This window comes from Bdellovibrio bacteriovorus (genome assembly GCF_025558485.1).
Lineage (GTDB): Bacteria > Bdellovibrionota > Bdellovibrionia > Bdellovibrionales > Bdellovibrionaceae > Bdellovibrio > Bdellovibrio bacteriovorus_G.
On the sequence record NZ_CP102930.1, the window covers coordinates 1,835,682 to 1,860,868 of the forward strand.

Sequence of the window (25,187 nt, forward strand, 5' to 3'; positions counted from 1 at the left end):
TGGGCTCCTATTATGTAGAGGCCCATAGAAATGTCCCTAGTTGTCCGTATCGTCAACGCATTGGGCTACGCATCGAAACGACGCGTCAAAGTGAATAAAAAAAGCAGACTTAGCACTCGCTTAGAACTTTTTCGATGGCAGAAAGCACTCGTTGAGTCGAGTGACGGTTCTTGCCGATCTCGGCACGGATTTCCTCTTTAATATGAGGAATCTGATCTTGTTGTTTCTTCATCCTTTGTAGCAGCACGGCCACATCGGCAGAGCTGTGAACGACCTGCACGACCATGCCGGAAGAATAATTCTTTTTCTGATAGAAAAGTGCCTCACGATTATTGCGATGGAAAGGTCCGACCATGACGGGTAACCCCGCCGCCAAAGCTTCCATCACACTGTGAACTTGTTTTTTGAAGGACCCACCGATGAAGGCAATATCGGCCCAGGTGTAAAGCTCTGCCAGAATGCTATGATTCAGGAAAAGAAATACCTATACGATATTCTGCAAAAGTGGCAGAAAAAAGTGCGGCGGGAAGGCGTTCTTTTTTCGCGACTTCCACCAGCACGGGCCATACATCCGTGCGAGAGAAAAGCAGCACGCGCGGATTCCATTTTTTGATGAATCTTTTCACCAGGAAATCGATGTCCCAGGGAAGCGCACACCACAGATCTACATCGTGCAGACTTTCCAGAATTTTTTTCGCCGACGGGGAGGAATACGTCACCATGATTGGCAGATAAGGATACTGTTTTTTCAGCTCACGAATCACCGGGCGGGCGTATTCGATTTCGCCACTGGCAGCGTGAATCCAGATCGGACGGGCCGCCGCCAGTTCGATTTCGCTGTCTTTGATTTTGATACGGTAAAAACCCGAGTTTTTGTCCTCGATCATTTCGCGCAGTTTGCCCTTTAAAAAAGGACGTGTCAGTTGCAGCAGCATAAAGGCCAGCGGAACAATGACGTATTTATAAAGCAAAAATACCAGGGTGTTCATCGCTGCGAAGCCCTTAGAATCTGCTTCATTTCGACAGTGACTTGTTCCGGAGTGATATCGACCAGGCACTGATGATAGCGTTCTTTATTCACACACGGCCCCTGGCCATGTTTACTGCACGGACGGCAGGGAAGCTCAATTTCCAGAATCTTCGTGCTGCCCCGGGAAGGAAAGCCAAAGGGGGCGGGCCCCATCAAAGCAATCGTCCTTTGCCCCAGTTGTTCCGCCACATGCAAAAGCCCGGTGTCGTTGCTGATAAGCAGGCGGGACAGGGCCACGACGCTGGAGCTGACTTGCAGGGAACATTTCCCAGCCAGATTCAAAACTCTTTCCGGGGCCACGTCGCGGATGTCCTCGATAAAGGAATCCTCGGGGCCACCCAGCAGAACAAAGCGCTGATCGGGATTCATTAGAATCAATTCTTTCCAGTATTCCTTCGGCCAGCGCTTTAAGAAAAACGCTGCAGAAGGGGCCAAGGCCACAGAATCTGCAAAATGCCCCAGAACCTCTTGTGCTTTTTTATGACTTTCCTCGCTGGGGAAAATCTGCGGAGCTGGCGGAGAGACTTTAGAAACACCCCAAGACTGCAAAGGCTCCAGCAAATCACGCTGACCTGAAAACGGCATTTCAAAAGTGTTGATGCGGAACTTGAAAAGTAAAAATCTTTTCCAACGACGAATCGAACGACGGATGAATTTGGGACCGACGCCCAAAAGTCCCAGCGGACGAAGGACCCACGTGATCACGCGTGAACGCATGTTGTTGTGAGCATCATATATATGGGTAAAACCTTCGCGACGCATTTGCAGGCACAGGCGAATCAGGCCTTTTAAACCGGCTTTGCGGTCGAACTCCCAGATCTTATCAATATTCGGGTGGTTCTTCAGTAAAGGCGCCATGTCCTTACGGGTGATCCAATGCACTTCCGCTTCAGGGAAGGACGCTTTGATAGCCGAAGGTACGCTCAGGGTTTGAACGACATCTCCGAAGCTGGAAAAGCGGATGATTAAAAATTTAGCATTTTTAGGGGCCCGTACTAACATGGGGTTAAGATTAGCAAAGGCGCCGAAAAAGGTCACTTGTTTAAAAGCTTTTAAGAGTATTCCCCGTATAGGCGATCTGACCGGGCATGGGCATTGAAGTAAAGATCCTTGGATAGGAGGCCCATGGCTTTCAAACAAGTCCCCGTTTTGGGGGCCTATTTAGCATCTTTAATGGGTTCATTGGTGTTACTTTTGACCCCGTCATCTGCACTTGCGCAAGTGCAGACCGAGATGCGTTTATTCTCAGATTCCTTTATCAGCCCGACGTTTGAATCGGCTGAAAAGACCAACTATCAGTTTGTTGGGGCTCAGATTAAAACCGATGCGTTCTCGGAAGACAGCCTGAAAATGGACGTGGCTGGTGGAGTCGCCATCGGGGCGCCACTTTTAAATTATCTGAATATCTCTGAATTCTATGTGCAAAGTCGCCAAAGCGAGACCGAGACTTTCTATCTGGGGCGTAAGAAAATGCTCTGGAACGAACTCGACACGCGCTGGGATCTGGGCGTGTGGGAGCCTCTGTTTAAGTGGAACCCGCTGAATGCTGAAAATCAGGGTCTGACGGGCCTGTTCTGGCAGGTTGATAAGCCTTATTACACGCTGGTGTTGTTTGCTTCTCCTTTATATATCCCGGATCAGGGGCCCAGCTTTGAAATCGAAGATGGGACTTTCGTTAAGGGAAATCCCTGGTTCCGTCGTCCGCCGGAAAGCATTCGCATTTGGCAGGAAGCCACGGCCATCGACTATAAATTTGAAAAGCCGAGTGAAAGCCAGGTGGTCTTGCAAAACTCTTTCGGTCTGAAGCTGTCCTTTGGTGATCCACAGGGCTTGCGCGGGCAGATGGCTTATACTTATAAACCCGCCAACCAACTGGCGATCGGCTATGAAGGCAATCTGAATGTGGCCGAACTTAAAGGTGCTGTGAATTTGCAGCCGCAAGTTTTCTATCACTCTTTGGTGGGTGGGGATATCAGCTATAAATACAACCGCTTCCGCTTTGGTGTGAGTGGTCTTTACGATAAACCAAGCAAAGATGATATCTTTGAGGAAAAGTGGACCCATCCGGTCTTTGAAGATGCCGTTCTGGTCAGTCCGTTTATCGAGTGGGCCACGGGAGCCTTCGGGGTGGCCGTGCAGCACCTGGATATTTTCGGCGGTCAGGTAAAAGAAGAAGGCGAGCTTGCCAGTGACAATCGGGCGGCTTTGATGACTCGCTATCCTTATCAGGAAGCCACGCAGGTGTCGGTGATGGGGAATTTCAGTTTCCGCAAAACCAAGCGTCTGATGACGAAGTTAAGCTTCACTCATTCCGAAAAGAATAAATTCGATTTGATTCGAGTCAGTGCCCGGTTCCGTCTGTCGGGCCTGTGGTCCTTTATCGGAGAGGCCCAGTTGGTCAAAGCGGACCCGGCTGATAAGAACAACCAAAATGAAGTTGCACAATTTGTGAATAATGACCGATTAATGTTGGGGGCGGCCTATGTCTTCTAAAGCTCTCAATCTCTGGCGTAAATCTTTGGGCTGCCTTATTGCGGTGTCAGTCGTGACCGGCACGGTGGGTTGCAGTGAATTCCTGAATGGCAAAAAAATCGAACCGGAAGTGATTGAATTCTCGGACAAGCGCTTTGCCTGTTTGCAGGAGATCCCGTCGCATCTGGAAAAGTTCTCTATCGGTGAAGCCAAGTCGTCTGAAATTTCTGAAGGCTTTAATTGCATGACCGAGGCCCTGACTTACTTTAATAAAAAAACCTTCGGTTCTTTGCAGGATGGCTACACGGTCGAGGAAATGCGCAAGTTCTTCGGGAAATACTTCCTGAAAAAGAACAATGTGTCCCCGGAATTTGCCGCAGAACTTATGAAGATTAAAAAAGCCCTGCTGGGTGGGTCTGTCGGGCACATCACCAAAGACGAAATCGTGCGTCTGGTGGAGATTCTGCAATTGATGCGGGATGAATCCATTCAGTTGTCACCGCACGTGAAGGTGTTATTGGATCAGAATCTGGAAAATAAAGCGCAGTGGGAACAGATTTCCTCTGCTATTTCCCAGTTGCGAAAGTCCCTGCAACGCCTGCTGGAAAAAACTCAAATAGCAAAATCTGATTACAGCTTTGACGATGCCAAACACGCATTGAGCGGCTTTGCAGAATTTATTCGCGGCCAGGAGCCTTTTGCCCCTTATCAGAAATACAGCAGTTGGGTTCCGATGGTGGAATCTGTCAAAGTTGTTTTAATGGGTCAGCGGGCCAACTTCGCCGGTCTTTACCAGTGGAGTGAAAGTCTGGATACGCTGCTGGATCTGTATGAACTGGCGCTGAAGTATTATTACGTCATCGGGGATTTGGAGTTCAACGATCCGGCGAAACTGCGCCAAACCAGTCAGTTTATCAAGCAAGGTCTGGATCTGCTTCTGAACTCGCATCAGATGAAGACCTCCGGTCGTATCCCGGTGGAAGATATCGACAATTTGATTCGTCAGATGCTGCCGTCACTTCTGCCGGTGGATGCCTCTTTGAACGAAGTGCAAAAGCAGGCACGCGTGGATGGATACTATCGTGCGATCACCAAGACCTACAAAGTGGTGTTAATGAAGATTCTGGACCCGGCTCGCCCGCAGGATTCCCGTGGTTTGCTGGGGCTGGAGAAAAAACATTTACTAAGTATTCTGCGTGAACTGAATATCTGGCGTCTGCATCAAAGCTTTATCGACTTCCTGCCGTTTAAAGAATCCCAAGGCGGCGTCACACAAAAGCAGTTGATTCAGGCCTATGAAAAATTTGACAGAACCGCCGTGATCGAAAAAGGTCTCAGCGAAGATGTCTTTGAACAAAAAGCGTTGCAGAACTCATGGCTGGACCTGGGGGATCTGATTAAAAATCCTCGCATGGTCAGCTTCAATGCCGATGGTCGCATGGTGATTGCGACGGGTGATATGAAGCAAAGCTGGAAGGCCTTGACCAAGTTCAATCTGATGCGGGCGTTGTCGCGCATGCTGCTATTGGGGTATGGCGATGGTGTATCGGGCCGCCTGAATCAAGCCGCCATGAGCGAAAAAGGACTGGTGCAGTGGTACGAGGACTTCCAGGAGTTGGGACTGCTGTTAAAAGCCTTTGATCCTCGCTCAGCCAATTCAGGCTCACGCAGTTTCCTGGAAGCTAACTTCTTTACCTTCAGCGGGAACGGGGATGGCGGAATGGATCAGAAGGAAACTTTTGAATTTGTCAGTATCCTGTTTTCTGCCGGGTTATCCACTTCCAATGCTGTTTCCAAACACATGGAGCTGGCGCAGTGTACGGTGGCTGAAACCGACGTCTTTGGTTTTGCTTACATGAAAGAGGCCTGCTTTAAGGCGCAATTGAGAAAACACATCGGCATCTATTTCAATAATCTGCCGGGCATGGTGAATTATGTGCGTGGCCTGAATGAAGAACAATGGAATCAGTTCTTTGCCTATCTGCTGGCGGCTTCGCTCAGTCCAACGCAAAAGCCGGGACTGATTGAAACAGCCAATGTGCGCACGATGGTGACGATCCTGCATTATATTGAAACCGTCATGGTTATTTACGATGCCGATCATAATCAAGGCTTGTCGCTGGATGAGGTTTATTCTTCCGCACCGCGATTTATGTCCTTCTTTAAAAAGGTCAGCCCGACGTCGTTTGAGTTCCTGATCAAAGAAGGCTTTGCTCATCTGGTGTTCTATGGCGACATTCCGGGGGCTGGTGGCATTCTGGGCTTCCAGTTTAGCAAGCTTTGGGGTCTTGACGATGCCCAGCGCATGGAAATCGCCCGTCTTTTTGGCACATTGAAGGATCAATTGAACAAGGTTGGAAAGTAAGCTACGCTTCGGGACATGCTTTGGCGGTCCCTTGCGGTTTTCACAGCCTTGTTCGTGTCTTTGTCGGCACATGCTTTTTCGTCCATGGACGAGGAAGTGCCGATCATTATTCGCGAACCAGCCTCGGATCTTCCCAAGCCTCAATACGAGGCTCGTGGGCGCATTGATTCCTTTGTCGATAATAAAACTCTGAAAGTCATCAGCACTGCCAGTGACTGGTACATCGGTGAAATTGTGGCCATTGAATCCCAGACTCCAGCCGTCGGGATTGTGGGTTTTGTGGAAGTCACCGGAATTGAGAACAAGCAGGACGGTACTTACGAGCTAAGCTGTGAACTTTTGCGCCAGTCCCGTATGAATTTCATTCAGCTCGGTGATCAGATCATGCACTTGGATCTGAGTTCGGAGAATCACAAATACACTGGCACAACAGATCTGATTATTAAAAAAGGCACCAAGGAAACCTCCTCCAAGTACAAACCTTTATTCACGCAGGGGATTGCTGTCGGTGAAACCGCTGAAACCTTGTGGGAAGGCGAGTATTTGGTCACGTGGTTTGGTCAGGTGAACTATGGCTGGAAAGAATGGCTGACAGTTTCCACCATTATTCCGGCAGATTTGTTAGGAGCCTACAATGCCACAGGCAAGATGCGCGTCTATCAATCCGCCTCGAACAATTTCGCCGCCGGTTTGAACTTCGCACGCATTCCGTCTGAAACCAGATCGACGTTGAATTTGAATATCTATTGGGATTCGATTTCCTCAGAAAGTGTGATCTCGCACACGTTATTGTCCGTGGCCTTGTTCAGTTTTGAAGACGCTCAAAATACCACCGCGATCAAATCCCTGGGAACCAGCTCTTTCCAAACAGGTTATGAATTTATTCTGGATGACTGGAATCGCGTTCTGCTGGGGCCCAGCTATAACTTTGAATCCAAAGCAGTCGGGGGCTATCTCAGCTACGTAAAAATCTGGGACCAGTTCCATTTCAGCTTGTCCCTGAATTCCACGGATATCACCTCAGTAAAATTCGCTCCCGAAGACGGCTATTACTTGTTATTCGATGCTTATTGGCGCTTCTGAGCGCATCCAAGACCCCATCTGACTGCGTTGTCGTTCGACCTGCTCGCTTCGACGTGCAATAGCACGCCTACGCTGTGCGGGTCTCCTCCGCCTTGCATCTGGGGCCCTGGCTGCACTCAGCAAAAGGTGCCTGGTTGTTTTTTCCGGCTATGGTGTGTTACAAAAAGGTACGCCGTACCTTTTGTGGTGCGGCGCTTCGGCAAAAGTAAGCAGGTACCTTTTGAATAAGTTTTTTGTGGCGACTCCTTTGGATTTTGAAAAGCGGGCTTTGGCAGAGATGAAAGACATCTGGCCGTATCTTTTGGGTAAGGATGCCAAACCGCATGCGTTGCCGTTTCCTGAGGTCGCTGTTCTTGAAGGCGGTCTGGAGTTTGAAACGGAGCTGTTCATAGGGTTGCAACTTAATTTCTTCCTGAAAACAACCAATCGCATTTTGTTGCGTATGACCTCTTTCAAGGCGAAGGATCTTCCCAAATTCTATCAAAAATTTAAAAGCCTGCCGTGGTTGGATTTTCTGCCGCATGCGAATGTCACTTGGGAAGTGGCGGCGCAAAAAAGCCGTCTGAATAATGAAAAACGCCTGCAAGAAAGTGCCGAAACCGCACTAATAGAAATCTTCAAAGGACAAAAAGGACCTGAGTCCTGTGCCAGTATCTACATCCGCATGGATGATGATCTGTGCACGATCAGTCTGGATTCCACAGGCGATCATTTGCACAAGCGCGGCTGGTCTGTGCTGAAAGGCGAAGCCCCTCTGCGTGAAACCATCGCGGCTTTTCTTTTGGAAGAAATGATCGGCAACACCCCTGCGGCAGAGCTTGCGGGAATCACTCTGCTTGATCCGATGATGGGTTCGGGAACATTTCTGGGGGAGGCCCGTGCTTTGTGGGCCGGACAGTTCGCCCGGGATTTTGCTTTCAAAAAATGGAAACGGGCGCCGAAGCTTTTTGCTTCACCCAGTTTTGCTTTGAACTACACCCTGCCTGCGCGCATGCCGTTTAAGTCCTATATTGGATACGACATCGACGTTGATATGATCCCCGCAGCAGAGAAGAACTTTGCCGAAGTGGAGCGCCAACTTAAGGCGTATCAAAGAGCGGGGTTTGTAGCGGCCCCGCATAAGTTTATCCCCGGTGATGCCCTGAAACTGGAAACCCCGGGAGAGGGGCCTTTGTGGCTGGTGGTAAATCCTCCCTATGGGGAAAGGTTGCCGGTAGCCGGTCAGGGGGGCTTGAAGATGCTTATTAAAGAGCTCTGCCTGCGTCATAAGCCGCAAAAGATGGGGGTTCTTTACCCTGAAAAAGAACGCCTTTCGGAGGTCCCGGCGGGCTATAAGCTATTTAAAGAGATTAGGATCAATAACGGGGGCCTGCGCTGCCTGTTCACTATTTTGACACGCCTGTAAATTTTTAGGAAATGGTTAGAATTTACGGCACTGCCGATGGTCCCTCTGGAAGTTTGGCGGGATTCCGGCTACATTCCTGTTCCATGAAAACAGCCAAATTACTTTCCGCCGTATTTTTGAGTTCCGCCCTTTTGACGACTGCCTGTACGCCTAAGGACGAAGCTGTCACCGACAAAGCTACACGCGATCGCATTATTGCTCAGAACAACCGTAAGAGCGGTAAGGCCTCTAAACCAGGTCAAACTGGCTTTAAATTCCAGTTCGGCTCTTTTGCCAGCACCACACTTGTTGTAGGCAAGCAGATCGAGGCTTTGGAAGTTCTTCGCTATGCTTTGGATTCGCAGGAAGTTCACAAGTCTGTTTATAAAGCTGACGTGAAAAAACGCGATGACGGCAGTGATGCCGTGACTTTGGTGGCGGATAAAGTAGTGACGAATTACACCACAAGCAAAGGTGAGTTCAGCACCACGCTTAGCAAAACCTGGAAAATCGACGTGACTTACCTTGATGGTCAAGTGGCGACGGTGAAGGCTGTTTCTGTTAAGTCCCGTGCCTCTTTGGATCAAAAAAATCTTGAAAAGACTTTCGTCAACATGAACGAAGACGAAGCCGTTGTTGAAGCGCTGAATGAAGGCGGAGTTCTAAAGGTCAGAATCACCGCAAAAGGTCTGATCAATGGACGCTTGAAAAATGCAGCAACTCGCGAAAAGTACGAGTTCTCTGAAACTCTGGAAGTGTCTTTGGAATCCCTGCTATCCGGAAAAGTGGCGCCTCAGAAGCTGGATGCAAAATTGGATTACATCAAGGACAACGGCAAGCCTTGGTCCACGACATTGAAGGCCGGCAAAATGAATGTTGAGCTTCAAGGTCTTTGTAACGTGGCGATTTTTGATTCAGTGATGAAGGGGAAAAACCCTAAAACCATGATCTCCACTGCGGAAGGCATTGAGGTGACTTCATCCAGTTTCAAGTCCACTTACGCCGCTTGTGGCTCTCGCCCAACAATCGATCTTTCTTTATTGCTGATCTACTAATCTGACTCAAGCAATCAAAAAAAAGCCGCGATCTCTCGCGGCTTTTTTCGGTGCTTTTGAAGCTTACTTCTTTTTCGTCTTCTTGGCGTCTTTAGCGGGCTTTGTTTCCTTGGCAGGAGCTTCGTCCTTCACCGGCGTTTTCGCCTCGCCACGCTGTTTTAAACGCACATAAAGCGGGAAGTGATCGGCCACCCCGATCATGCGGTCATAGTCCCAGCGCAATGGGTATTTGCCCTTTTTCAAGTGAACGTCATCGTAACGAATAACGTCGATGGTGTTTGGCTCCATCTGGTAGCTGCCGGTTCCGTCAGCCAATAAAGCTTTTGAATAGATATGCGCATCCAGAAAAGACCAGGACTTGCGATAGTTGTGCGTGCCCGGGCACTCTTTGCAACCAACGAAATGAGACACCGCACCCACCGGAGAGAATGTGCCAGCAAAGATCTTTTCTTTGTCCTCTTCCTCGTGAGTGATGTTCAAGTCACCACCTGCGATCACCATCGCATTTGGTCCTTTATCCTTAATCAACTGAGCAACAAACTCCGCCGCCTGTTGGCGCCAGTAAGTCGGGTTGGCCTGAGACGGGAAGTGAGCTGTAAAGAACGTGATAGGATCGCCATTTGGAGCTTTCAACGTCACTTCCAGAACGCCACGGGATGCTTCCATCCACTTTTTGTCCTCGTCGTTTTTAGGTTTCCATGGGATCTTGTGCAGAACCGGTTTACCCACAACTGGCAGGCGGGACATCAAGCCCACGTCGATACCGCGTTTATCCGGGCCCTCGATCAGAATCACAGTGCCGTAGTTGGCTTTTTGCAGATATTTTTTATTCCAGATGTTCAGAACGTTTTCATTCTCAACCTCGATCAGCATCAAGACGTCCGGACCTTGACCATCCACACCCAGAACCACTTTGGAAAGGTTTTGCAGCTTTTTATCAAGCTGAGCCTCGCTCCAGTCAGTAGAAAGGCACTCGGACAGACGATAGCCGCTGTCGTTGTTGTCTTTGCAGGCCTGGCGAATCGCCGGATCTTGCTTGGCGGATAACGGCATATAAGTATAGTCGTTGCGATCTGCATCGTGAGTCGTGTCGAACAAGTTTTCGACGTTGAAGGACATCACGGCGATTTCGTCTGCGGCTTTTGGAGGAAGGCTAAACTCCGCCTTTTTAAAGGTGACGGCACAGCCAACAAGCAAGGACAGAAGAAGGGCAAGGGTCAGGTTCTTAAGTTGCAGTAAATTTTTCATGCCTCAGTTGTAAGGGATGGGGGAGGGGGACTCAAGTTGAAAGAGTTTTAGGAATTCGTTGAGACTCACACCGTCTAAATTTTGCCCCTTGTGTAACGTGGTGCGATATGGCATATTTCACCCGAATTTTGTCACTGAGGAGCTTTCATGCTGAAAAAGGCCCTGGCCCTATCCCTTGTTTTCTCTTGTTTTGGAACCGTCGCTTTTGCTCAAGAGCGTGAAGAAAGCATGGTGATGTCTGTCGGTGACTCCCTTCGCAGAAACTGGAACTTCACTTTGTTCTCAGTTGTTTCCCAAGCGAACATGAAGCCGGGTAAAACGCAGACAGACGGCCGTTCTCAGGATTCCTACACTTATCTTAGCGCCAACTACAAAATTAACGCTGACCAAAAAGTTTCTCTGCGCATTCCATTTGTATTCAATACCGCAGGTCAGAATGCTTATGGCGATCAGGTAAAACAAGAAGCGCAATTGTCTGACATTCACATTGCTTACGCGAACTATGATTTGGGTTATATCGGTGACGTGGATCTGGCGGGTAATGCGAAACTGTATCTTCCAACCAGTAAGTACGCTGAAAACTCCGGTATGATTGCCAAGCTTCGTTTGGAAATGTTCTTTGACTACTCTATCGGTCGTTTCTCTTACATCTCTTACGGTATCAAGCCGGACTTCTTCTGGCAGAGCCGGTGATCATGGGTTTGATCACAAAGAATCCGCAGAAAAAGGGCCGTCCTTATTTTAATAGCGCCGCCTTGATTGCCAAAGGCAAAAAGCCTCAGTTCTTCCCACAGCTTTTCTGCTCCATAAGCAAAATCACCGACAATAGGATGACCTTCGGCCCCGAGTTGCGCGCGAATTTGATGCGTGCGCCCGGTGTGTAACTTAATTTTTGCCAGGCCCTGATTGTTTTCAAGTTTGGAAAACTCAAGAATCTCAAGAAGGCATTCCTGCCATTTTAGTTGCGCCTCTTTACTGACAGTCTTGGGTGCGCGTGGTGAGGGCTCCATGTAATGACGAAGCAGTCCTGGGAAAAGGTTCTGTCCCTGCACGCGAGCTCGATAGACCTTGTGCATTTCGCGCTGAATAAGCAGTTTGTTGAACTCGGTTTGAAATTCCGCGGTCTTGGCATACACGATCAACCCGCGTGTTGGCACGTCCAAGCGGTGAGTGACAAGGACGGGAACCTCCAAAGTCTGTTGCAAATAGGCCTGCAGGTTTTCGCGCAGATTATCGACGCTGGCATGAACAGGCAGGCCCGAGATTTTGTTCGCGACCACGAAATGTTCGTTGTGAAAAAGGATACGTGAAAGCCATTGTCCGTCGTTGGCAGGGAAGCGGCGGGGTTTCGTATGGACTCGAATATAGTCGCCCGTTGAAACCGAGGAATTCTCCGTAACTCGTTGGTGGTTGTGATAGATGGCACCGAGCTGAAGCAAAAACAGGATCTGATCGCGATCAAGTTCCAGATTGCTTAATAATACATCACAAAGCCCACCAGACTGAGGGCTTAAAATATGTCTGACTCCGTATTCAAATCCTCTGGCACTCTGCATACTTAAATCTTCTTGTGAGAAAGACACATAGCACGGTGTGGTAAGTGTGTTCAAGCGGGACTGTTTAATTCATAGTAGGTCCCACAGGAGAATGCAGTTTGGAGTTTGCTAACGAGCCAATATTTCAATGGATGTCTCAGTTCGCTTATCAGCCGGGTATGGTTTATGCCGGGTTGATTGCGATGATGGCATTATCTGCCGTTGGTTTCCCGCTGCCTGAAGAAGTGACATTGATCAGTGTCGGTATCCTGGCCTTTATGGGCGCACATCCGGCTCACTTTCCGCCGCCTTTTGAAGGGGCTCCTGTTATTAACGTTCACACGGCTTCGATCATTGCTTTTACGGCCGTTGTTGCCAGCGACACTTTAATTTACTTTATAGGCCGGGTCTTCGGGCGAAAGCTTCTGTATCATCCGCGTGTTCATAAGTTCTTTCCGGATCACATGATGAAGCGTGTGGAAGAGTGGACTCACAAATATGGCGCTTATGCCTGTGGGATCTTCCGTTTTACACCAGGATTGCGTTTCCCGGGGCACTTGGCTTGCGGGATGTTAAGATACCCTGTGTGGAAGTTCCTTCTTATTGACGGTATTGCGGCTTTGATCAGTGTGCCGACGCAGATTTATCTGTTGGCGCATTACGGGGAGCCAATCCTGAAATACCTTCGCCAGTTCAAGCTGGTGGTGTTTGGAATCATCGCTGTGCTGGTGATGTATTTCGTTATCAAAAAGATCCGCGAACGCTGGATCGCAAAAGCCCAGCTTTAAGCTGGGCTTTTTTGTTTTCTTTTAATAAATTCCTTAAGCGGCATTTTCGCCGTAAATGATGTCTGGTGTGATCTCGCAGCACAAGTGCAGGCTTACAGGTTTTGAGTGGAATTGTGGTTCCACGTCCTTCCAGAAGATTTTTTCATAGCCGCTTTGCAGGGCAAAGATCTCTTCACGGATTTTAAACAACAAGCCTGCCGGGGAGCCCAGCAGCCAGTCCATTTGCACCAGATAGAAGGCTTCTTCCAGCTCCATCGGGTTTAAGGACGTGATAAAGTTTTTCGGCAGATTGTTCACCAGATGGCAGGCGTTGTGAGAATACTTTTGGAACGCTTTTTCCATCGGATTTACAAACAAGTTGTCCACGCGGCTGTCCGGAGTTTTCGGACCACTGAATGGTTGAGAGAACTTTTTAAAATTCCAGTATAACAAAGCATCATTCACCACATATTCCGCACGCGGCAGGTAATCAGTGATGGCATCGACTTTCACACCTTCATGGGAAGGGTCTTCCACGTGGGCATTGTGGTCCACAGCGACCAGGCTGCGCAGGTTGTAGAGGAAAGAGTACAGGTACTGAAGCTTGTCCACGAAGGGTTTTGAGAAGTTCAGGCCGAAGTTATACATCAATGGCTGACCCATTTTGTTTTCAAACCACGAGAAACTGTCCAGCAATGGCCACAAGGCTGTCAAATCAACGCCCCAGGGTTTCAAAGCTGTTTCAAAGTGTTCGTTGAAATTGTTTTCAAACTCAGCACAGATTTCCGGATTTACGACAGCGATGTGAGATTGCAAAGCCCGTACGCGCGGGGAGGATCTGTCATAAAGTTCGGTGTGCGGGTCCAAGGCTTTCCATGCCTCTGTCGCGAAGTTGTAATCCAAATGAGGTGTTGCCACAGGGCTTTTGATGTAATGGTTCAATTTGACAAGAGACAAACCCACCAGAGCGTCAGACATATATTTGAACGGCTCAGAGGCTTTGAATTTCTCATAGGCGGATTCCTGATTCCAAAATTGGACTTTGAGAGGCTTCCAAGTGGAGCCTTTTTCCATAGTAACGTCAAAACCCAAGCGCAATTTATGCTTCATACATACTCCTATCCAAACATGTATCGGAGGAACTTCGCCCTTGTTCGAGTCTGGGATTTCGCGATATAACCTGGACCTATGGTTGGATTTGGATATTGGGTCGATGCCCACGGACATCTGGCTGATTCACGTTGGGACGGTCGGGTTGATGAAGTGATTGAAAGTGCTCGCACGCGCGGGATTGCCTTCTTTATGCAAGGGGGTGTGGGGCCCGAGGATTGGGCCCGGCAGATCGAACTGAAAAAGAAATATCCCAACCACATTGGCCTTTGTTTTGGGCTGCATCCGTATTGGGTGGTGGATCATGACGAAGACGAGTGCGAAGCGGCTCTGGATGTCTTGGCGGGGCTGCTGCCTCAGGCGCAAGGCTTGGGGGAACTGGGGTTGGATTTCCGCCCTCACATTATGAAGGATTCCCGCGAGCGTCAGATCGGTGTATTTGAGCAACAGTTGGAATTGGGTCATATGACCGGAAAACCTTTGGTGTTGCATCTGGTGCAGGCGCATGAGGAAAGCCTGCGAATTATGGACGTTTGGGGGCTTCCAAAGCAAAAGGGCATGGTGCATTCTTTCAACGGCAGTTGGGGGAAGGCGCAGGAGTTCTTAAAACGCGGTCTGTTCCTGTCTGTCGGGGGCCCGGTGTGTCGTCCGGACAACCAAAAGTTGCACCAAGCCGTGCGGGAAATACCGCTGGAGCAGCTTTTAATCGAAAGCGACAGCCCGGATCAGGCGCCACCTGCCTATAAAGGCGGCTTAAACCCTCCTGAAAGCATCTGGGAGGTGGCAAGAACTATAGGGGAGCTAAAATCCCTTGATCCTATGGAAATATTAGATATCACTACTGCAAACTTTCGAAGATTTGCACCGCCAATAGAGTGAGGGCGAAATATGGACACAACACAAACTGAAAATCTGCCTCAACCACCAGAAACGGAGTACGTGCTTCACCGCCGCTTCGACCGTATGGGTCGTTTAGTGGGTGATGAAGTGATGAAGCGTCTGTTCAACACTCACGTGATGGTGATTGGTTTGGGCGGCGTGGGTTCGTGGGCGGCCGAATCACTGGCTCGTTCCGGTGTGGGTAAGATCACCGTGGTGGATTTCGATGAAATCTGCATCACCAACGCCAACCGCCAGATGCACGCCTTGCAAGGTCTTGTCGGTAAGAAAAAAGCTGAAGTCATGGGCGAGCGTCTGCGCAAGATCAATCCGCAGAACACGGTGAAAGTGATTCCGGAATTCTACAATGAAGCTAATTCTGAAATGATGTTGTCCCATAAGCCGGACTATATCGTGGATGCGATCGACAACCTGACGGCGAAAACTCACCTGCTGGCAACATGCCGTGCTCGGGGTATCAAAGTTGTCACAACAGGTGGAACAGCGGCGAAGATGGATCCACTGCGTATCAAAAAAGCGGATTTGTCTGCGACTCACGGGGACCCGATGGCGTCTCAGGTGCGCAAGATCCTTCGTCAGAAATTTGATTTCCCGGAAAAGAATTTTGGCATTCCCTGCTTCTTTTCGGATGAAACTCCAATTCAGCCGGTGGAATTGAAATACGACCACGGTCAGGGCTTTAAATGCGTGTGCCCCAAAGGTCAAAATGATCTGCACAACTGTGACAGTCGTAACGTGATCTGGGGGACCGCAAGCTTTGTTACCGGAGCATTTGGACTGCATTTGGCGTCCCACATTGTTCAGGAAATCCATGCGCAAGTATGGGGTGAGGCGGAAAAGAAATGATCGTCATTGCCTGGTTCACACTGATTGCCTTTATTATCCTTTTCAGCTTTGCTTTTCTGGGTGCAACGTTCTGGCACTGGTACAAAGAGGATAAAGCCAAAAGAAAAGCGGCAGCCACTGCTGCCGCCGCTGGCGCCGCTTCTGCCAATAGTTAAGATCTGCCAGTTTATTAAATCGACACAGGTTGCGAGTCCGGGATCGAAACACTGATGCCGGGTTTGTCTCCGGTAGCATCAAATGGCGTCGCCTTCAGGGTGTCGCCATTTTGCCATGTATAAGGGGACGTGACCTCTATCGCCGTACTTAATTCGGCGATTTCACCCAGAGTCATCAGGAGTGATCCTGAACGATAGATTTCCAAACGATATTGATATTGTTTCTTCTGCGTCAGTCCGACGTGAGACACATTGGCTGACAGGGCTCCGGTTCCGCCTTGTCCACCGATGAATAATCGCGCGGTTGTTTTGCCAGCATAGGTGTCAATACTGGCTGCGGCACCAGCAGCGGGAATGGTCGTCGGAGAATATGTAAAACGAATGGTTGCCGAGGTGTTCGTACTGCCGCGGGTGCTGGCGGTGATGGTCTGGTAGGCATCGTGGGCGCTGTATCCCGGGTAAACGGTCAGGTCCACTGGCACAGACCAGGTCCCGTTATCAGTACAGAAGACAGAGGGGCTGTGAACCAGCTCGTCGGCTCCGGCCATCATGATCAGATCGCCGGGTTTGCACACACCACCGATTGTCGCTGCTGTTGTGTTTTCATCATAAAGACCCAGCAAGTGGGTGTTGTTGGCTTTGAACACTGCCGTGAAGGCGCTTTGTGAAGAGCCCAAATTCGTGTCGCCTTCAGACGCGTTGGCTTCAGTCGGGGTTAGGTGCGCTTGCAAAACGCAGCCCGTGGAGAAAATCAAAGAGATTAGGCAGAATAAAACGTACCGATTTTTCATAGGGCCTCCGAAGAACTTTTCGGTTCTTCAATGAGGCCTCCTGAGTGTTGCCGTTGAAATTAGAAGGAATGTGTTTCTTTCTCGCATGGGAATGGCCCAACTTGAGACGTCGGTGACTTCAAGAAAGGCCAAATCCTACTAGAACTTGAATCTTTCGCACGCCTGGACAATGTCGATGTCGCTGATGTTCTCGCAACGACCATTGACGGAAATGCCCCAGGCATCAGGAAGTCCGCGCAGATTTTCACAGCGAGTGCTGTAGTCCACCACCGCCGTCAGGCTGCCACTGCAACTATCCGAATGATAGATCTTCACAGCTTGTGGATTGCGGGCACTTTTGAATGCTTCACAGGCTTTGGAAGGGGCGGTGTCGGTGATGTTGATGCATTGGTTGTCAATCTTGATGCCCCAAGCGGCCGTTCCCGTGGATTCAAGGGCGCTGCACTGGGTTTCCGGTGATACCAAAGCGACTTCCTGTCCACTGCAAGAATCGGAATGGTGAATACTCACAACAGCGGGCGAGCTTCCGGATTTAAAGGCCTCACAAGCCTGGGCTGTGGGAGTGTCATTGATGTTCAGGCATTTGCCGTCGATTTTAACTCCCCAAGTGTCTTGGGCTTGGGAAAAACTTTGGCAGGATGTGTAGGGATTCACGCGGGCAATCAGGCTGCCGGAGCAACTGTCCGAATGATAAAGTTCGACAGAGCTTGGATATTGAGGCGGGCGGGGATTGCTGCCGCCGCCACCGTTGAGGGCTTGACGAAGTAATTCTTCAGCACTGGTCAGGCGGTCGGAAACATAGCGAAGGCGTTCTTTTTGTTCATTGGAAGTGACTTGTTTCATCACAAGCTGGGTTTGTTCTTTGGCAATAGTGACCTCTTCCAGACTGCGCGAAACCTTCGCGTCGTCAGCGGCCCATGTCAGCGGGCTGCAGAGTTGTGATAAAACTCCTAAAGTTAAGGCAGTGGTTTTTAAGTTCATGGATTCCCCTCCGAAAAACGGTCCCCTTTCGGGAGCCTTTCTAGCCAATACAAAGGACATGCCAAGTCGAAGTGACACCACTTGAGTTTTACTGAAAAGCGGCGGTAAAATTGAGGCATCGGAGGCGACCCATGAAAATCAAGATTCCCTATCAGGATAAAATCACCTTGGGATATTCTTTGGCCCGCTCTGCAGGATTTGCGGCTCAGCAGTTGTCGTTGCCGCTTTTTGAGTTTATTACCACGGGACGTCGCAAGCCTTCTCAGTTTGAGCCCCAAAGAATGCGGGCAGCTTACACAGAGCTGTTTAATCTGTTGAAAAAGGACAGCGAGAATATCGCCAAAGGCATTTATCCTGTCGAGGTTCTGAAGCCTGAAAAGGTGGCACATCATTTCCTGCGATATCCGCGGATTATTTATGATGGCTATGCGATTTCCAAACGTCGTTCCGATAAGGATGCACGGGATTTTAGTGAAGAGGCGGAAAATTTTCTGAAGGATCTGCCCGAGTACTATCAACGCAATTTCCATTTTCAGACGGGCGGCTATCTGACCCGTGAATCGGCAGAGCTTTACGAGCATCAGGTTGAAATTTTATTTTCGGGCTCTGCGGATGCCATGCGCCGTCTGATTATTCCTTTGGCGAAAGAAGCGCTGCCGGGGGACGGCACAGGGATGCACTTTTTAGAGGTGGGAGCAGGTACTGGGCGGCTGACAAGATTTATGAAGCTTGCGTATCCCAAAGCGAAGATCACCGTTTTGGATTTAAGTTATCCTTATTTGAAAAAGGCGCAGGATAATCTGCACGAATTTGACCGTTTGGATTTTGTGCAAGGGGCGGCCGAAGAGCTGCCGTTTCAGGATGGAATGTTTGATTTGGTCTATTCCTGCTTCATGTTCCATGAACTGCCCCATGAAATTCGCCGCAAGGTGGTGGCTGAAGGTCATCGGGTTTTGAGGTCCGGCGGTTGTTACGGGTTGGTGGATTCACTGCAAAAGGATGATGCCCGGGATTTTGAGTGGGCTTTGGAACAGTTTCCGGTGGATTTTCACGAGCCCTTTTACAAGAACTACACCCAAAATCCGATGGAAGGTCTGTTGAATGCCGCTGGGTTTACAAATTTACGCAAGGATCAGGGCTTTTTTGCGAAAGCTCTTCTGGCGCGTAAACCCGCAGAGTAGTGTGGGATTTTTCGATTCAGGGGGTGAGATAAGCGCCCTAAAGGACTGGATTTTTCCTCATTCTGTGCTTGAGTTTTCGATCTTTTCTGGTAGTTTCCTTGGCTCTTGATAAAGCTAAAATTTTTAGGAGAAATCATGGGTCCAATTACTCAGTTTATCGATCATCACTACCGTCACTTCAAATGGGTCCAATTACTCAGTTTATCGATCATCACTACCGTCACTTCAACGCCGCTGCATTGAAAGATGCTGCTAAAGGCTACAAACTTCACATGGATAACGGTGGCCAGATGCTTGTGACCTTGGCAGGTGCCATGTCCACAGCAGAACTGGGTCTTTCTTTGGCTGAAATGATCCGCCAGGGTAAAGTTCACGCTATTTCCTGCACAGGTGCGAACTTGGAAGAAGACGTGTTCAACCTGGTTGCTCATGATCATTACGTGCGTATTCCAAATTACCGTGATTTGACTCCGCAAGATGAACAAAAGCTTCTTGAGAAGCATTTGAACCGCGTGACTGACACGTGCATCCCTGAAGAAGAAGCCATCCGTCGTATCGAAAACGTTGTTCTTGAGTACTGGCAGGAGGCTGATGCTAAGGGTGAATCTTACTTCCCGCATGAATTCATGTACAAAATTCTTCTTTCCGGCAAATTGAACCAGTACTACCAGATCGATCCAAAAAATTCCTGGTTGTTGGCTGCGGCTGAAAAGAACCTTCCAATGGTTGTTCCGGGTTGGGAAGATTCCACTTTGGGTAATATCTTTGCCAGTCACTGTATCAAGGGCGACATCAAGAAATCCACGACTGTTAAGGGTGGTATCGAGTATATGAAAACTTGGGCTGAATGGTACATGGGAGCTTCTAAAAAAGCTCCAGTGGGCTTCTTCCAAGTGGGTGGTGGTATCGCTGGTGACTTCCCAATTTGCGTTGTTCCAATGCTTGAACAAGACTTGGGTCACGAAGATGTTCCTTTGTGGAGCTACTTCGCTCAGATTTCTGATTCCACGACTTCTTATGGTTCATACTCTGGTGCGATTCCAAATGAGAAAATCACTTGGGGTAAGCTGGCTCCAACAACGCCAAGCTATATCGTTGAATCTGACGCCACTATCTGTGTGCCTTTGATCTTCGGTTATGTTTTGGGCTGGTAGTTTTAAAAAAAACAAAAGCTAAGACTAGACAAAGGGTCCCATTCGGGACCCTTTTTTTATTTTAAACAGGGTTGTTGTTCGGAAATCATTTGGATCGTTGCATCGGGCGAAGGATGACTTCGTAAACTCCGGCATGCAGATCCTGAAGGACATTGTTCGGCAGGGGCTGGGGCGGGTTCTTGCGGGTGCGTCGCCCATAAAGTTCATCCAGAGTGATGTTTAAAACATCACAGATGCTGAAAAGATGCTCGATTTTGCGCGGTTGTTGCCCGTTCAGCCAATGGTATATGGTTTTGGCGGGAACTCCGGATTGTTGGGAAATTTGCGCAACGCTGAGCTCTTTCTCTGTCATTAACCGACGTAAGCTTTTACTCAAACTCATAGACGACCTTTCGACCAAACCAATACAAGTTTGATGAACTTTGCTGGAAAGGACATAAGTTTCTCGTTTCCGAGAAGGGTTTTCTCGAAAACGGGAATTAACAATGTTGTATTGGTTTGAGCTGAGTGACTGCGGTTATAAAAACAGCTCTACGATTTTCCGCATGGGCTGCGAAAGGGCCTCTATGCCGTTTGGCGAAGATAATCGTAGAAGTGATTGGTGCTGATAGCAAGAAAAATAATCCGCTTGCCTTTCACTCGACAGCGCGAAAGCATAAGCCCATGAAGATCGAAGAACTTTGCATTTATCCCATTAAGTCCGCGCGTGCTCAGAAAATCAATCAGATGACAATCACACATGAAGGACCTGTCGGCGATCGTCAATGGATGCTGGTGGATGAAACGGGAAAATTCGTTACGCAAAGAACTTTGCCGAAGCTTGCGACGGTGGAGGTCTTTTACGAAGACTCGGCCTTGACGGTGGGTTTTCAAAAGATGTTCTTCAAGATTTCCACAAAAAACTCATTTCAGCGTCAGGTGAAAGTTCAGATTTGGAATGACACGGTCGATGCCGCGTTAGAGCCGGATTTGTATTCACAGGCACTGTCCCAGTATCTGGGTGTAAATTTGCGTTTGGTTCGTTATGCGCCGTTTTCACAGCGTCGGGTGCTTTCTCATTCGATGGACTGGAAACCCGAAGTGCGTTTCGCTGATGCGCGCCCCGTGCAGTTGATCAATCTGAAAAGTCTGGAGGAACTGAACTCCCGTCTGGCGGAGCCGGTCAGCGTGGATCGCTTCCGGGGTAACTTGATTTATTCCGGTGAAGTGCCTTTTGAAGAGGAAAAGTGGAAACGAATTCGCATTGGCGAAGTGGTTTTTTCTCAACCCAAACGCTGCAGCCGCTGCACCATCACAACCATTGATCAGATCACCGGGGATCGAACGGGGGCGGAGCCTTTAAAGACGCTGGCGACGTATCGTCGTGACGGCAAGGATGTCTTTTTTGGAACTTTATGGATTCCAGAAAATCCTGGTATTGTTCGCAAAGGCGACACGGTTGAAGTTTTGGAGTAGGGCTCGGAACTGACAGTTCTTGCGCGCTGATTAGTCCTTAATCAGTCATTTCAACTTAAACGAACAAAGCGCCGGGCGTGATCCCTGCAAGACAGACGGTCATGTCTCGTTATATCGGCTTTATCTTATTTTTCGTCCTTGTTGTGGGCTCTTGGGCTCAGGCAGTTTCACCAGAAAAGGTGGGGCTGCATCTGTCCTTTGAAGAGCGTCTGGTTTTAAGTTATGCGCTTTTGTCTCACAATGAGACACCGGAAGCCAAAGAGGCTATTCTTAAAAAAGCCATGAGTTATCTTGAAAACTCCTACAAGATTCCGGTTAAAACGGTTGAAGTTCGTAACTTCAAGGAGTTCCTGACTTTATATAAAGGCTCCTGGCCGAACACTCACAGTCTGGCGTTGGATGTCGAGTCCATCGAAGCCCGCGGGCCCAAGGCGGCCTCTGTATTTACGTCCAAATCCGCCCGTGTGCAGAAACAAATCGACAGCTATCAGGAATGGAAACAGGCCGAACTGATGAAGATGATGGATGGAGATTTGAATGCTCTGGATATGGAGCAGATTTTGGAGCGCGTACAAGGGGCTGCCCAAAGCCAATCCGGTCGTATGCAGATAGCACGCGCACTTTTGCAGTTCAGTGAAGGGATGCTGGATTCTAAAATGGCGGAATTGGATCATGTTGGCGAAAAAATTGCGCAATCCAATTTGGCCGCTCAGCAGGACGCCACAATGAAAATCTTCCTGCAAACCATGTTTACGGAATATTTTGCGCGTCTTAGTCCGGCTTCCAAAAAGCTGATTGTGTCGTCTTATCTGGGCGGGGATCTGCATCTGTCAGATATGAAAAAATTTGAACTGATGGTGCAAAACAGTGGACCGCAGTTGCAGAAGCTGTTGCAGGTCGTGGCTCGCCAGGCGGATCTGGGGCCCGAGATGCTGGAGGTCTTTAAGGGTCTTGAAAATTCCGTGCGCCCGGTTCCATGGGAACAAGTGGAAAAGATTCTAAAAGGCAAAAACAACAAATTTGATTTCACTTACTTTGAACACAAACCACTGGGTGTGGGCACCATGGCGCAGGTTCATCGCGCCAAGGTGATGATTGATGGGAAGCGCCACGATGTGGTCGTGCGCTTTATTAAGCCGGGTATTCAGGCACGCGTTGAAGAGGACAAGCGTATTCTGCAAGAGGTGGCGCAGATTCTGGATGCTAATGAGGAATTCCGTAAGACGGGTGCTCCAAAGCTCAGCCCTGTGGTTCAGGATATCACTGACACGGTCGTGGCAGAGCTGAATCAGGCCGACACCGTGCTTCGCCAGAAGCTGGCGTCCAGTCGTTATGAAAAATCGGCGTTCTTGAAGTCGGCTCAGTATAAAAATGATCTGCAATTCCATGTCCCGAAAATTTATGATGGCCCGAAGAACTCGGACCTGATGGTGCAGGAACTGGTCATTGGTAAAAAGCTGGATAAAGAAATTGCCCCTTATAAAGAAATCGCACCGGACATGAAAAGACTGATTGTCGAGGAAATGGCGCGCATCTGGTCTTATGAAGTGATGTTTGGTGGAGGTTTCTACCATTCGGATCTGCATCAGGGGAACTTTATGATTCAGGTGACGGAACCGAAAATCATCGTCAATATTCTGGATTACGGAATGGGCGGGGTGATTTCAAAGGAAATGCAAAGACAGGTCATGCTGCTGGGGGCTGGGACCGAGCTTTTAAATGAAGAGCTGATTGCACGGGCCTTCTGGAAGTTAAGTGATAAAAGCAAGAACACGATCACTGAGTCTTATTTCCATCAGTTGATCATGGCGAAAGTTCATAACATTCGCATCGGTTATGAAGAGGCGTTGACGATGGAAAAATGGACCGCCTTTGCCATGGATCTGGGGCTGCGTCTGCCTTATGAGTTTGTCAGTCTGAATCGTGGATTGGTGATTGTGAATAAGCTTTTAGCGGACGCGGGAAGCTCATTGACAGTCACTGAGCTGATGAAGAGCATGGCCAAGAAAAATCCGCAGGTTGTGTATCGCGCTTTAGTGCTGGAAGAGAAATTATCCCACCGTGATTTGATTAAGCTGGGTTGGTCTGAGATGAAAGAGGCCCTGGGCTTTAAATTGCCGGAAGCAGCGATCAATGCCGGAGCCATTCGTTGCGAGATGATTTTTAATTAAAAATGTCTGGCGACAAGGGCAAATTAAGACTTTGAAATCGTCTTTAAATTTGTTTGTTGTTGGTGAACCTCCTGATCAAAATGATGTTAAATCAGGGGGGGACCTTTATGACAGCCACTGCGGCCCAAACCACGGGTGTTGCCAATTCTGAAAAAAGCAAAATTTGGAAAGTGATCGGTGCGTCCAGTGCGGGGACGCTGATTGAATGGTACGACTTTTATATTTTCGGAAGTCTGGCCACGATCATCTCATCACAGTTCTTTCCCAAGGGACATGAAACAGTTGCTTTGTTAAGCACGTTGGCCACCTTTGCCACAGGGTTTATTGTTCGGCCTTTCGGTGCCTTGGTATTTGGCCGGGTTGGTGATGTGGTGGGGCGCAAGTATGCCTTTATGGTGACACTGCTTATTATGGGTTTGGCGACGACCGCTATCGGGTTGTTGCCGGGGTATGAAAGTATCGGAATCATGGCGCCGATTCTGCTGTTGCTGTTAAGACTGTTGCAGGGACTGGCTTTGGGTGGTGAATACGGAGGGGCTGCGACCTATGTGGCGGAACACAGTCCTGACGGTAAACGCGGATATTATACCAGTTATATTCAAACCACGGCGACACTGGGATTGTTTGTGTCGTTGGGGGTGATTCTGGCCACACGCCTTAGTCTGGGGGAAGAGGTTTTTAGCAACTGGGGCTGGCGGGTTCCGTTTTTACTTTCTGTGGTTTTGGTTCTGGTGTCGTATTTAATCCGCAGAAGGATGGAAGAATCGCCGGTCTTTAAACAGATGAAGGCGGAAGGAAAAGGCTCCAAGAGTCCTTTGCGCGACAGCTTCCTGCATCCGGAAAATCGTCGGTTGGTGATTTTAGCACTTTTCGGTGCGACAGCCGGGCAGGGGGTGGTGTGGTACACCGGACAGTTCTATGCGCTTTACTATCTGCAAACAGTTTTAAAAGTCGATTTTGTCGTGGCCAATCAGATTATCGCGGTGGCGTTGCTGTTTGCGACACCGTTCTTTGTGGTGTTTGGAGCTTTGTCTGATCGAATCGGGCGCAAACGTATTATGATGGCGGGATGTTTGATCGCGGCGCTTTGTTATTATCCCATTTATAAGGCGATGGAAGCTTATTCCGGCTGGAATCCGGCAGACCCTTTGGCAGCAGCAGTGAATCCGAATGTGGCGATGCTGACGGTGCTGGTGTTTGTGCAGGTGCTTTTTGTGACAATGGTCTATGGGCCGATTGCGGCGTTTTTAGTGGAACTATTCCCCACCCAGATTCGCTACACGTCCATGTCGTTACCTTACCACATTGGGAACGGAGTTTTCGGGGGGCTGGTGCCTTTTATTGGGACAGCAATTGTGGCCGCCACAGGAAATCACTTTGCCGGATTGATTTACCCTATAGGGGTGGCACTGATGACTTTCATAGTGGGAAGCCTTTATATTCGCGAAGACCGCAATGTGCGCTGGCACTAGTATCGGTTTGAGATTTGCCTGTCAGCGCAGAG

24 protein-coding genes are annotated in these 25,187 nt (G+C 49.0%); 15 read left to right on the plus strand and 9 right to left on the minus strand.

Annotation, left to right across the window (positions count from 1 at the left end; genetic code table 11):
• Positions 1–109: 109 nt before the first annotated feature.
• From EZJ49_RS09040 to EZJ49_RS09050, 3 genes are all read right to left on the minus strand, one after another.
• On the minus strand, positions 110–388 hold the full coding sequence (locus EZJ49_RS09040; protein ID WP_262551731.1) for a hypothetical protein: 279 nt from the start codon (positions 386–388) through the stop codon (positions 110–112).
• Between the two features lie 73 nt (positions 389–461).
• On the minus strand, positions 462–989 hold the full coding sequence (locus EZJ49_RS09045; RefSeq protein WP_262551732.1) for a 3-deoxy-D-manno-octulosonic acid transferase: 528 nt from the start codon (positions 987–989) through the stop codon (positions 462–464).
• Positions 986–2,032, minus strand: coding sequence for a glycosyltransferase family 9 protein (locus EZJ49_RS09050; protein ID WP_262551733.1), 1,047 nt, complete (start codon positions 2,030–2,032; stop codon positions 986–988). Before EZJ49_RS09050 ends, EZJ49_RS09045 begins: the two co-directional genes overlap by 4 nt.
• A gap of 123 nt (positions 2,033–2,155) precedes the next feature.
• Here EZJ49_RS09050 and EZJ49_RS09055 point away from each other — a divergent pair, with 123 nt between their 5' ends.
• From EZJ49_RS09055 to EZJ49_RS09075, 5 genes are all read left to right on the plus strand, one after another.
• Positions 2,156–3,523, plus strand: coding sequence for a hypothetical protein (locus EZJ49_RS09055; protein WP_262551734.1), 1,368 nt, complete (start codon positions 2,156–2,158; stop codon positions 3,521–3,523).
• Positions 3,513–5,867: a hypothetical protein gene (locus EZJ49_RS09060; RefSeq protein ID WP_262551735.1), complete on the plus strand. Its 2,355-nt coding sequence runs from the start codon at positions 3,513–3,515 to the stop codon at positions 5,865–5,867. The genes EZJ49_RS09055 and EZJ49_RS09060 overlap by 11 nt, the downstream gene beginning before the upstream one ends.
• 15 nt (positions 5,868–5,882) lie before the next feature.
• The gene (locus tag EZJ49_RS09065) at positions 5,883–6,950 is read left to right on the plus strand and encodes a hypothetical protein (protein ID WP_262551736.1); all 1,068 of its coding nucleotides are present in this window, start codon (positions 5,883–5,885) and stop codon (positions 6,948–6,950) included.
• 220 nt (positions 6,951–7,170) lie between these two features.
• Positions 7,171–8,355, plus strand: coding sequence for a class I SAM-dependent RNA methyltransferase (locus EZJ49_RS09070; RefSeq protein WP_262551737.1), 1,185 nt, complete (start codon positions 7,171–7,173; stop codon positions 8,353–8,355).
• 83 nt (positions 8,356–8,438) lie between these two features.
• Positions 8,439–9,389, plus strand: coding sequence for a hypothetical protein (locus EZJ49_RS09075; RefSeq protein ID WP_262551738.1), 951 nt, complete (start codon positions 8,439–8,441; stop codon positions 9,387–9,389).
• Positions 9,390–9,452: 63 nt separating this feature from the next.
• On the opposite strand, the gene EZJ49_RS09080 is transcribed toward EZJ49_RS09075, so the two are convergent.
• A complete protein-coding gene (locus tag EZJ49_RS09080; RefSeq protein WP_262551739.1) occupies positions 9,453–10,637 on the minus strand; it encodes an endonuclease/exonuclease/phosphatase family protein in 1,185 nt (394 codons plus the stop codon).
• Positions 10,638–10,784: 147 nt separating this feature from the next.
• Between EZJ49_RS09080 and EZJ49_RS09085 the strand changes: the two genes are divergently transcribed.
• Positions 10,785–11,330 carry a hypothetical protein gene (locus EZJ49_RS09085; protein WP_262551740.1) on the plus strand — a complete coding sequence of 182 codons (546 nt, stop codon included), beginning with the start codon at positions 10,785–10,787 and terminating at the stop codon, positions 11,328–11,330.
• Here EZJ49_RS09085 and EZJ49_RS09090 read toward each other — a convergent pair.
• Positions 11,291–12,193, minus strand: a complete 903-nt coding sequence (locus EZJ49_RS09090; RefSeq protein ID WP_262551741.1) for a pseudouridine synthase — start codon at positions 12,191–12,193, stop codon at positions 11,291–11,293. The two genes, EZJ49_RS09085 and EZJ49_RS09090, sit on opposite strands and share 40 nt — an antisense overlap.
• Before the next feature lie 131 nt (positions 12,194–12,324).
• On the opposite strand from EZJ49_RS09090, the gene EZJ49_RS09095 reads away from it, so the two are divergent.
• Positions 12,325–12,960, plus strand: coding sequence for a DedA family protein (locus EZJ49_RS09095; RefSeq protein ID WP_262551742.1), 636 nt, complete (start codon positions 12,325–12,327; stop codon positions 12,958–12,960).
• A 33-nt stretch (positions 12,961–12,993) separates the two neighbouring features.
• On the opposite strand, the gene EZJ49_RS09100 is transcribed toward EZJ49_RS09095, so the two are convergent.
• On the minus strand, positions 12,994–14,049 hold the full coding sequence (locus tag EZJ49_RS09100; protein ID WP_262551743.1) for a hypothetical protein: 1,056 nt from the start codon (positions 14,047–14,049) through the stop codon (positions 12,994–12,996).
• A 78-nt stretch (positions 14,050–14,127) separates the two neighbouring features.
• On the opposite strand from EZJ49_RS09100, the gene EZJ49_RS09105 reads away from it, so the two are divergent.
• The 3 genes from EZJ49_RS09105 to EZJ49_RS09115 are packed head-to-tail and all read left to right on the plus strand — an operon-like array spanning position 14,128 to position 15,950.
• A complete protein-coding gene (locus tag EZJ49_RS09105) occupies positions 14,128–14,928 on the plus strand; it encodes a TatD family hydrolase (protein WP_262551744.1) in 801 nt (266 codons plus the stop codon).
• A gap of 9 nt (positions 14,929–14,937) precedes the next feature.
• Positions 14,938–15,795, plus strand: coding sequence for a tRNA threonylcarbamoyladenosine dehydratase (locus tag EZJ49_RS09110; RefSeq protein ID WP_262551745.1), 858 nt, complete (start codon positions 14,938–14,940; stop codon positions 15,793–15,795).
• Entirely contained in the window at positions 15,792–15,950 is a 159-nt protein-coding gene (locus tag EZJ49_RS09115; RefSeq protein ID WP_262551746.1) for a hypothetical protein, read from the plus strand. Before EZJ49_RS09110 ends, EZJ49_RS09115 begins: the two co-directional genes overlap by 4 nt.
• A 14-nt stretch (positions 15,951–15,964) precedes the next feature.
• On the opposite strand, the gene EZJ49_RS09120 is transcribed toward EZJ49_RS09115, so the two are convergent.
• Positions 15,965–16,741 (minus strand): hypothetical protein, encoded by a 777-nt coding sequence (locus EZJ49_RS09120; RefSeq protein ID WP_262551747.1) that lies wholly within the window; start codon positions 16,739–16,741, stop codon positions 15,965–15,967.
• A gap of 138 nt (positions 16,742–16,879) precedes the next feature.
• The gene (locus EZJ49_RS09125) at positions 16,880–17,722 is read right to left on the minus strand and encodes a hypothetical protein (protein WP_262551748.1); all 843 of its coding nucleotides are present in this window, start codon (positions 17,720–17,722) and stop codon (positions 16,880–16,882) included.
• 131 nt (positions 17,723–17,853) lie between these two features.
• On the opposite strand from EZJ49_RS09125, the gene EZJ49_RS09130 reads away from it, so the two are divergent.
• On the plus strand, positions 17,854–18,903 hold the full coding sequence (locus tag EZJ49_RS09130) for a class I SAM-dependent methyltransferase (RefSeq protein ID WP_262551749.1): 1,050 nt from the start codon (positions 17,854–17,856) through the stop codon (positions 18,901–18,903).
• Between the two features lie 182 nt (positions 18,904–19,085).
• A complete protein-coding gene (locus tag EZJ49_RS09135) occupies positions 19,086–20,057 on the plus strand; it encodes a deoxyhypusine synthase family protein (protein ID WP_262551750.1) in 972 nt (323 codons plus the stop codon).
• Positions 20,058–20,142: 85 nt separating this feature from the next.
• Here EZJ49_RS09135 and EZJ49_RS09140 read toward each other — a convergent pair whose 3' ends face one another.
• Positions 20,143–20,439, minus strand: coding sequence for a helix-turn-helix domain-containing protein (locus EZJ49_RS09140; protein ID WP_262551752.1), 297 nt, complete (start codon positions 20,437–20,439; stop codon positions 20,143–20,145).
• 281 nt (positions 20,440–20,720) lie between these two features.
• Here EZJ49_RS09140 and EZJ49_RS09145 point away from each other — a divergent pair, with 281 nt between their 5' ends.
• The 3 genes from EZJ49_RS09145 (at position 20,721) to EZJ49_RS09155 (ending at position 25,155) form a co-directional block, all read left to right on the plus strand.
• Complete coding sequence (locus EZJ49_RS09145; protein ID WP_262551753.1) at positions 20,721–21,512, plus strand: MOSC domain-containing protein; 792 nt, start codon at positions 20,721–20,723, stop codon at positions 21,510–21,512.
• A gap of 101 nt (positions 21,513–21,613) precedes the next feature.
• A complete protein-coding gene (locus EZJ49_RS09150; RefSeq protein ID WP_262551754.1) occupies positions 21,614–23,683 on the plus strand; it encodes an AarF/UbiB family protein in 2,070 nt (689 codons plus the stop codon).
• Positions 23,684–23,790: 107 nt separating this feature from the next.
• Positions 23,791–25,155: an MFS transporter gene (locus EZJ49_RS09155; RefSeq protein ID WP_262551755.1), complete on the plus strand. Its 1,365-nt coding sequence runs from the start codon at positions 23,791–23,793 to the stop codon at positions 25,153–25,155.
• Positions 25,156–25,187 lie beyond the last annotated feature (32 nt).

What these genes read in the sequence shown, in the direction of transcription:
- EZJ49_RS09105 (WP_262551744.1), top strand. Translation starts at nt 14,128, where the DNA reads ATGGTTGGATTTGGATATTGGGTCGATGCCCACGGACATCTGGCTGAT.
- EZJ49_RS09115 (WP_262551746.1), top strand. Translation starts at nt 15,792, where the DNA reads ATGATCGTCATTGCCTGGTTCACACTGATTGCCTTTATTATCCTTTTC.
- EZJ49_RS09140 (WP_262551752.1), bottom strand. Translation starts at nt 20,439, where the DNA reads ATGAGTTTGAGTAAAAGCTTACGTCGGTTAATGACAGAGAAAGAGCTC.
- EZJ49_RS09095 (WP_262551742.1), top strand. Translation starts at nt 12,325, where the DNA reads ATGTCTCAGTTCGCTTATCAGCCGGGTATGGTTTATGCCGGGTTGATT.
- EZJ49_RS09075 (WP_262551738.1), top strand. Translation starts at nt 8,439, where the DNA reads ATGAAAACAGCCAAATTACTTTCCGCCGTATTTTTGAGTTCCGCCCTT.
- EZJ49_RS09065 (WP_262551736.1), top strand. Translation starts at nt 5,883, where the DNA reads ATGCTTTGGCGGTCCCTTGCGGTTTTCACAGCCTTGTTCGTGTCTTTG.
- EZJ49_RS09085 (WP_262551740.1), top strand. Translation starts at nt 10,785, where the DNA reads ATGCTGAAAAAGGCCCTGGCCCTATCCCTTGTTTTCTCTTGTTTTGGA.
- EZJ49_RS09080 (WP_262551739.1), bottom strand. Translation starts at nt 10,637, where the DNA reads ATGAAAAATTTACTGCAACTTAAGAACCTGACCCTTGCCCTTCTTCTG.
- EZJ49_RS09090 (WP_262551741.1), bottom strand. Translation starts at nt 12,193, where the DNA reads ATGCAGAGTGCCAGAGGATTTGAATACGGAGTCAGACATATTTTAAGC.
- EZJ49_RS09045 (WP_262551732.1), bottom strand. Translation starts at nt 989, where the DNA reads ATGAACACCCTGGTATTTTTGCTTTATAAATACGTCATTGTTCCGCTG.
- EZJ49_RS09055 (WP_262551734.1), top strand. Translation starts at nt 2,156, where the DNA reads ATGGCTTTCAAACAAGTCCCCGTTTTGGGGGCCTATTTAGCATCTTTA.
- EZJ49_RS09150 (WP_262551754.1), top strand. Translation starts at nt 21,614, where the DNA reads ATGTCTCGTTATATCGGCTTTATCTTATTTTTCGTCCTTGTTGTGGGC.
- EZJ49_RS09155 (WP_262551755.1), top strand. Translation starts at nt 23,791, where the DNA reads ATGACAGCCACTGCGGCCCAAACCACGGGTGTTGCCAATTCTGAAAAA.
- EZJ49_RS09145 (WP_262551753.1), top strand. Translation starts at nt 20,721, where the DNA reads ATGAAGATCGAAGAACTTTGCATTTATCCCATTAAGTCCGCGCGTGCT.
- EZJ49_RS09130 (WP_262551749.1), top strand. Translation starts at nt 17,854, where the DNA reads ATGAAAATCAAGATTCCCTATCAGGATAAAATCACCTTGGGATATTCT.
- EZJ49_RS09120 (WP_262551747.1), bottom strand. Translation starts at nt 16,741, where the DNA reads ATGAAAAATCGGTACGTTTTATTCTGCCTAATCTCTTTGATTTTCTCC.
- EZJ49_RS09135 (WP_262551750.1), top strand. Translation starts at nt 19,086, where the DNA reads ATGGGTCCAATTACTCAGTTTATCGATCATCACTACCGTCACTTCAAC.
- EZJ49_RS09050 (WP_262551733.1), bottom strand. Translation starts at nt 2,032, where the DNA reads ATGTTAGTACGGGCCCCTAAAAATGCTAAATTTTTAATCATCCGCTTT.
- EZJ49_RS09125 (WP_262551748.1), bottom strand. Translation starts at nt 17,722, where the DNA reads ATGAACTTAAAAACCACTGCCTTAACTTTAGGAGTTTTATCACAACTC.
- EZJ49_RS09100 (WP_262551743.1), bottom strand. Translation starts at nt 14,049, where the DNA reads ATGAAGCATAAATTGCGCTTGGGTTTTGACGTTACTATGGAAAAAGGC.
- EZJ49_RS09060 (WP_262551735.1), top strand. Translation starts at nt 3,513, where the DNA reads ATGTCTTCTAAAGCTCTCAATCTCTGGCGTAAATCTTTGGGCTGCCTT.
- EZJ49_RS09110 (WP_262551745.1), top strand. Translation starts at nt 14,938, where the DNA reads ATGGACACAACACAAACTGAAAATCTGCCTCAACCACCAGAAACGGAG.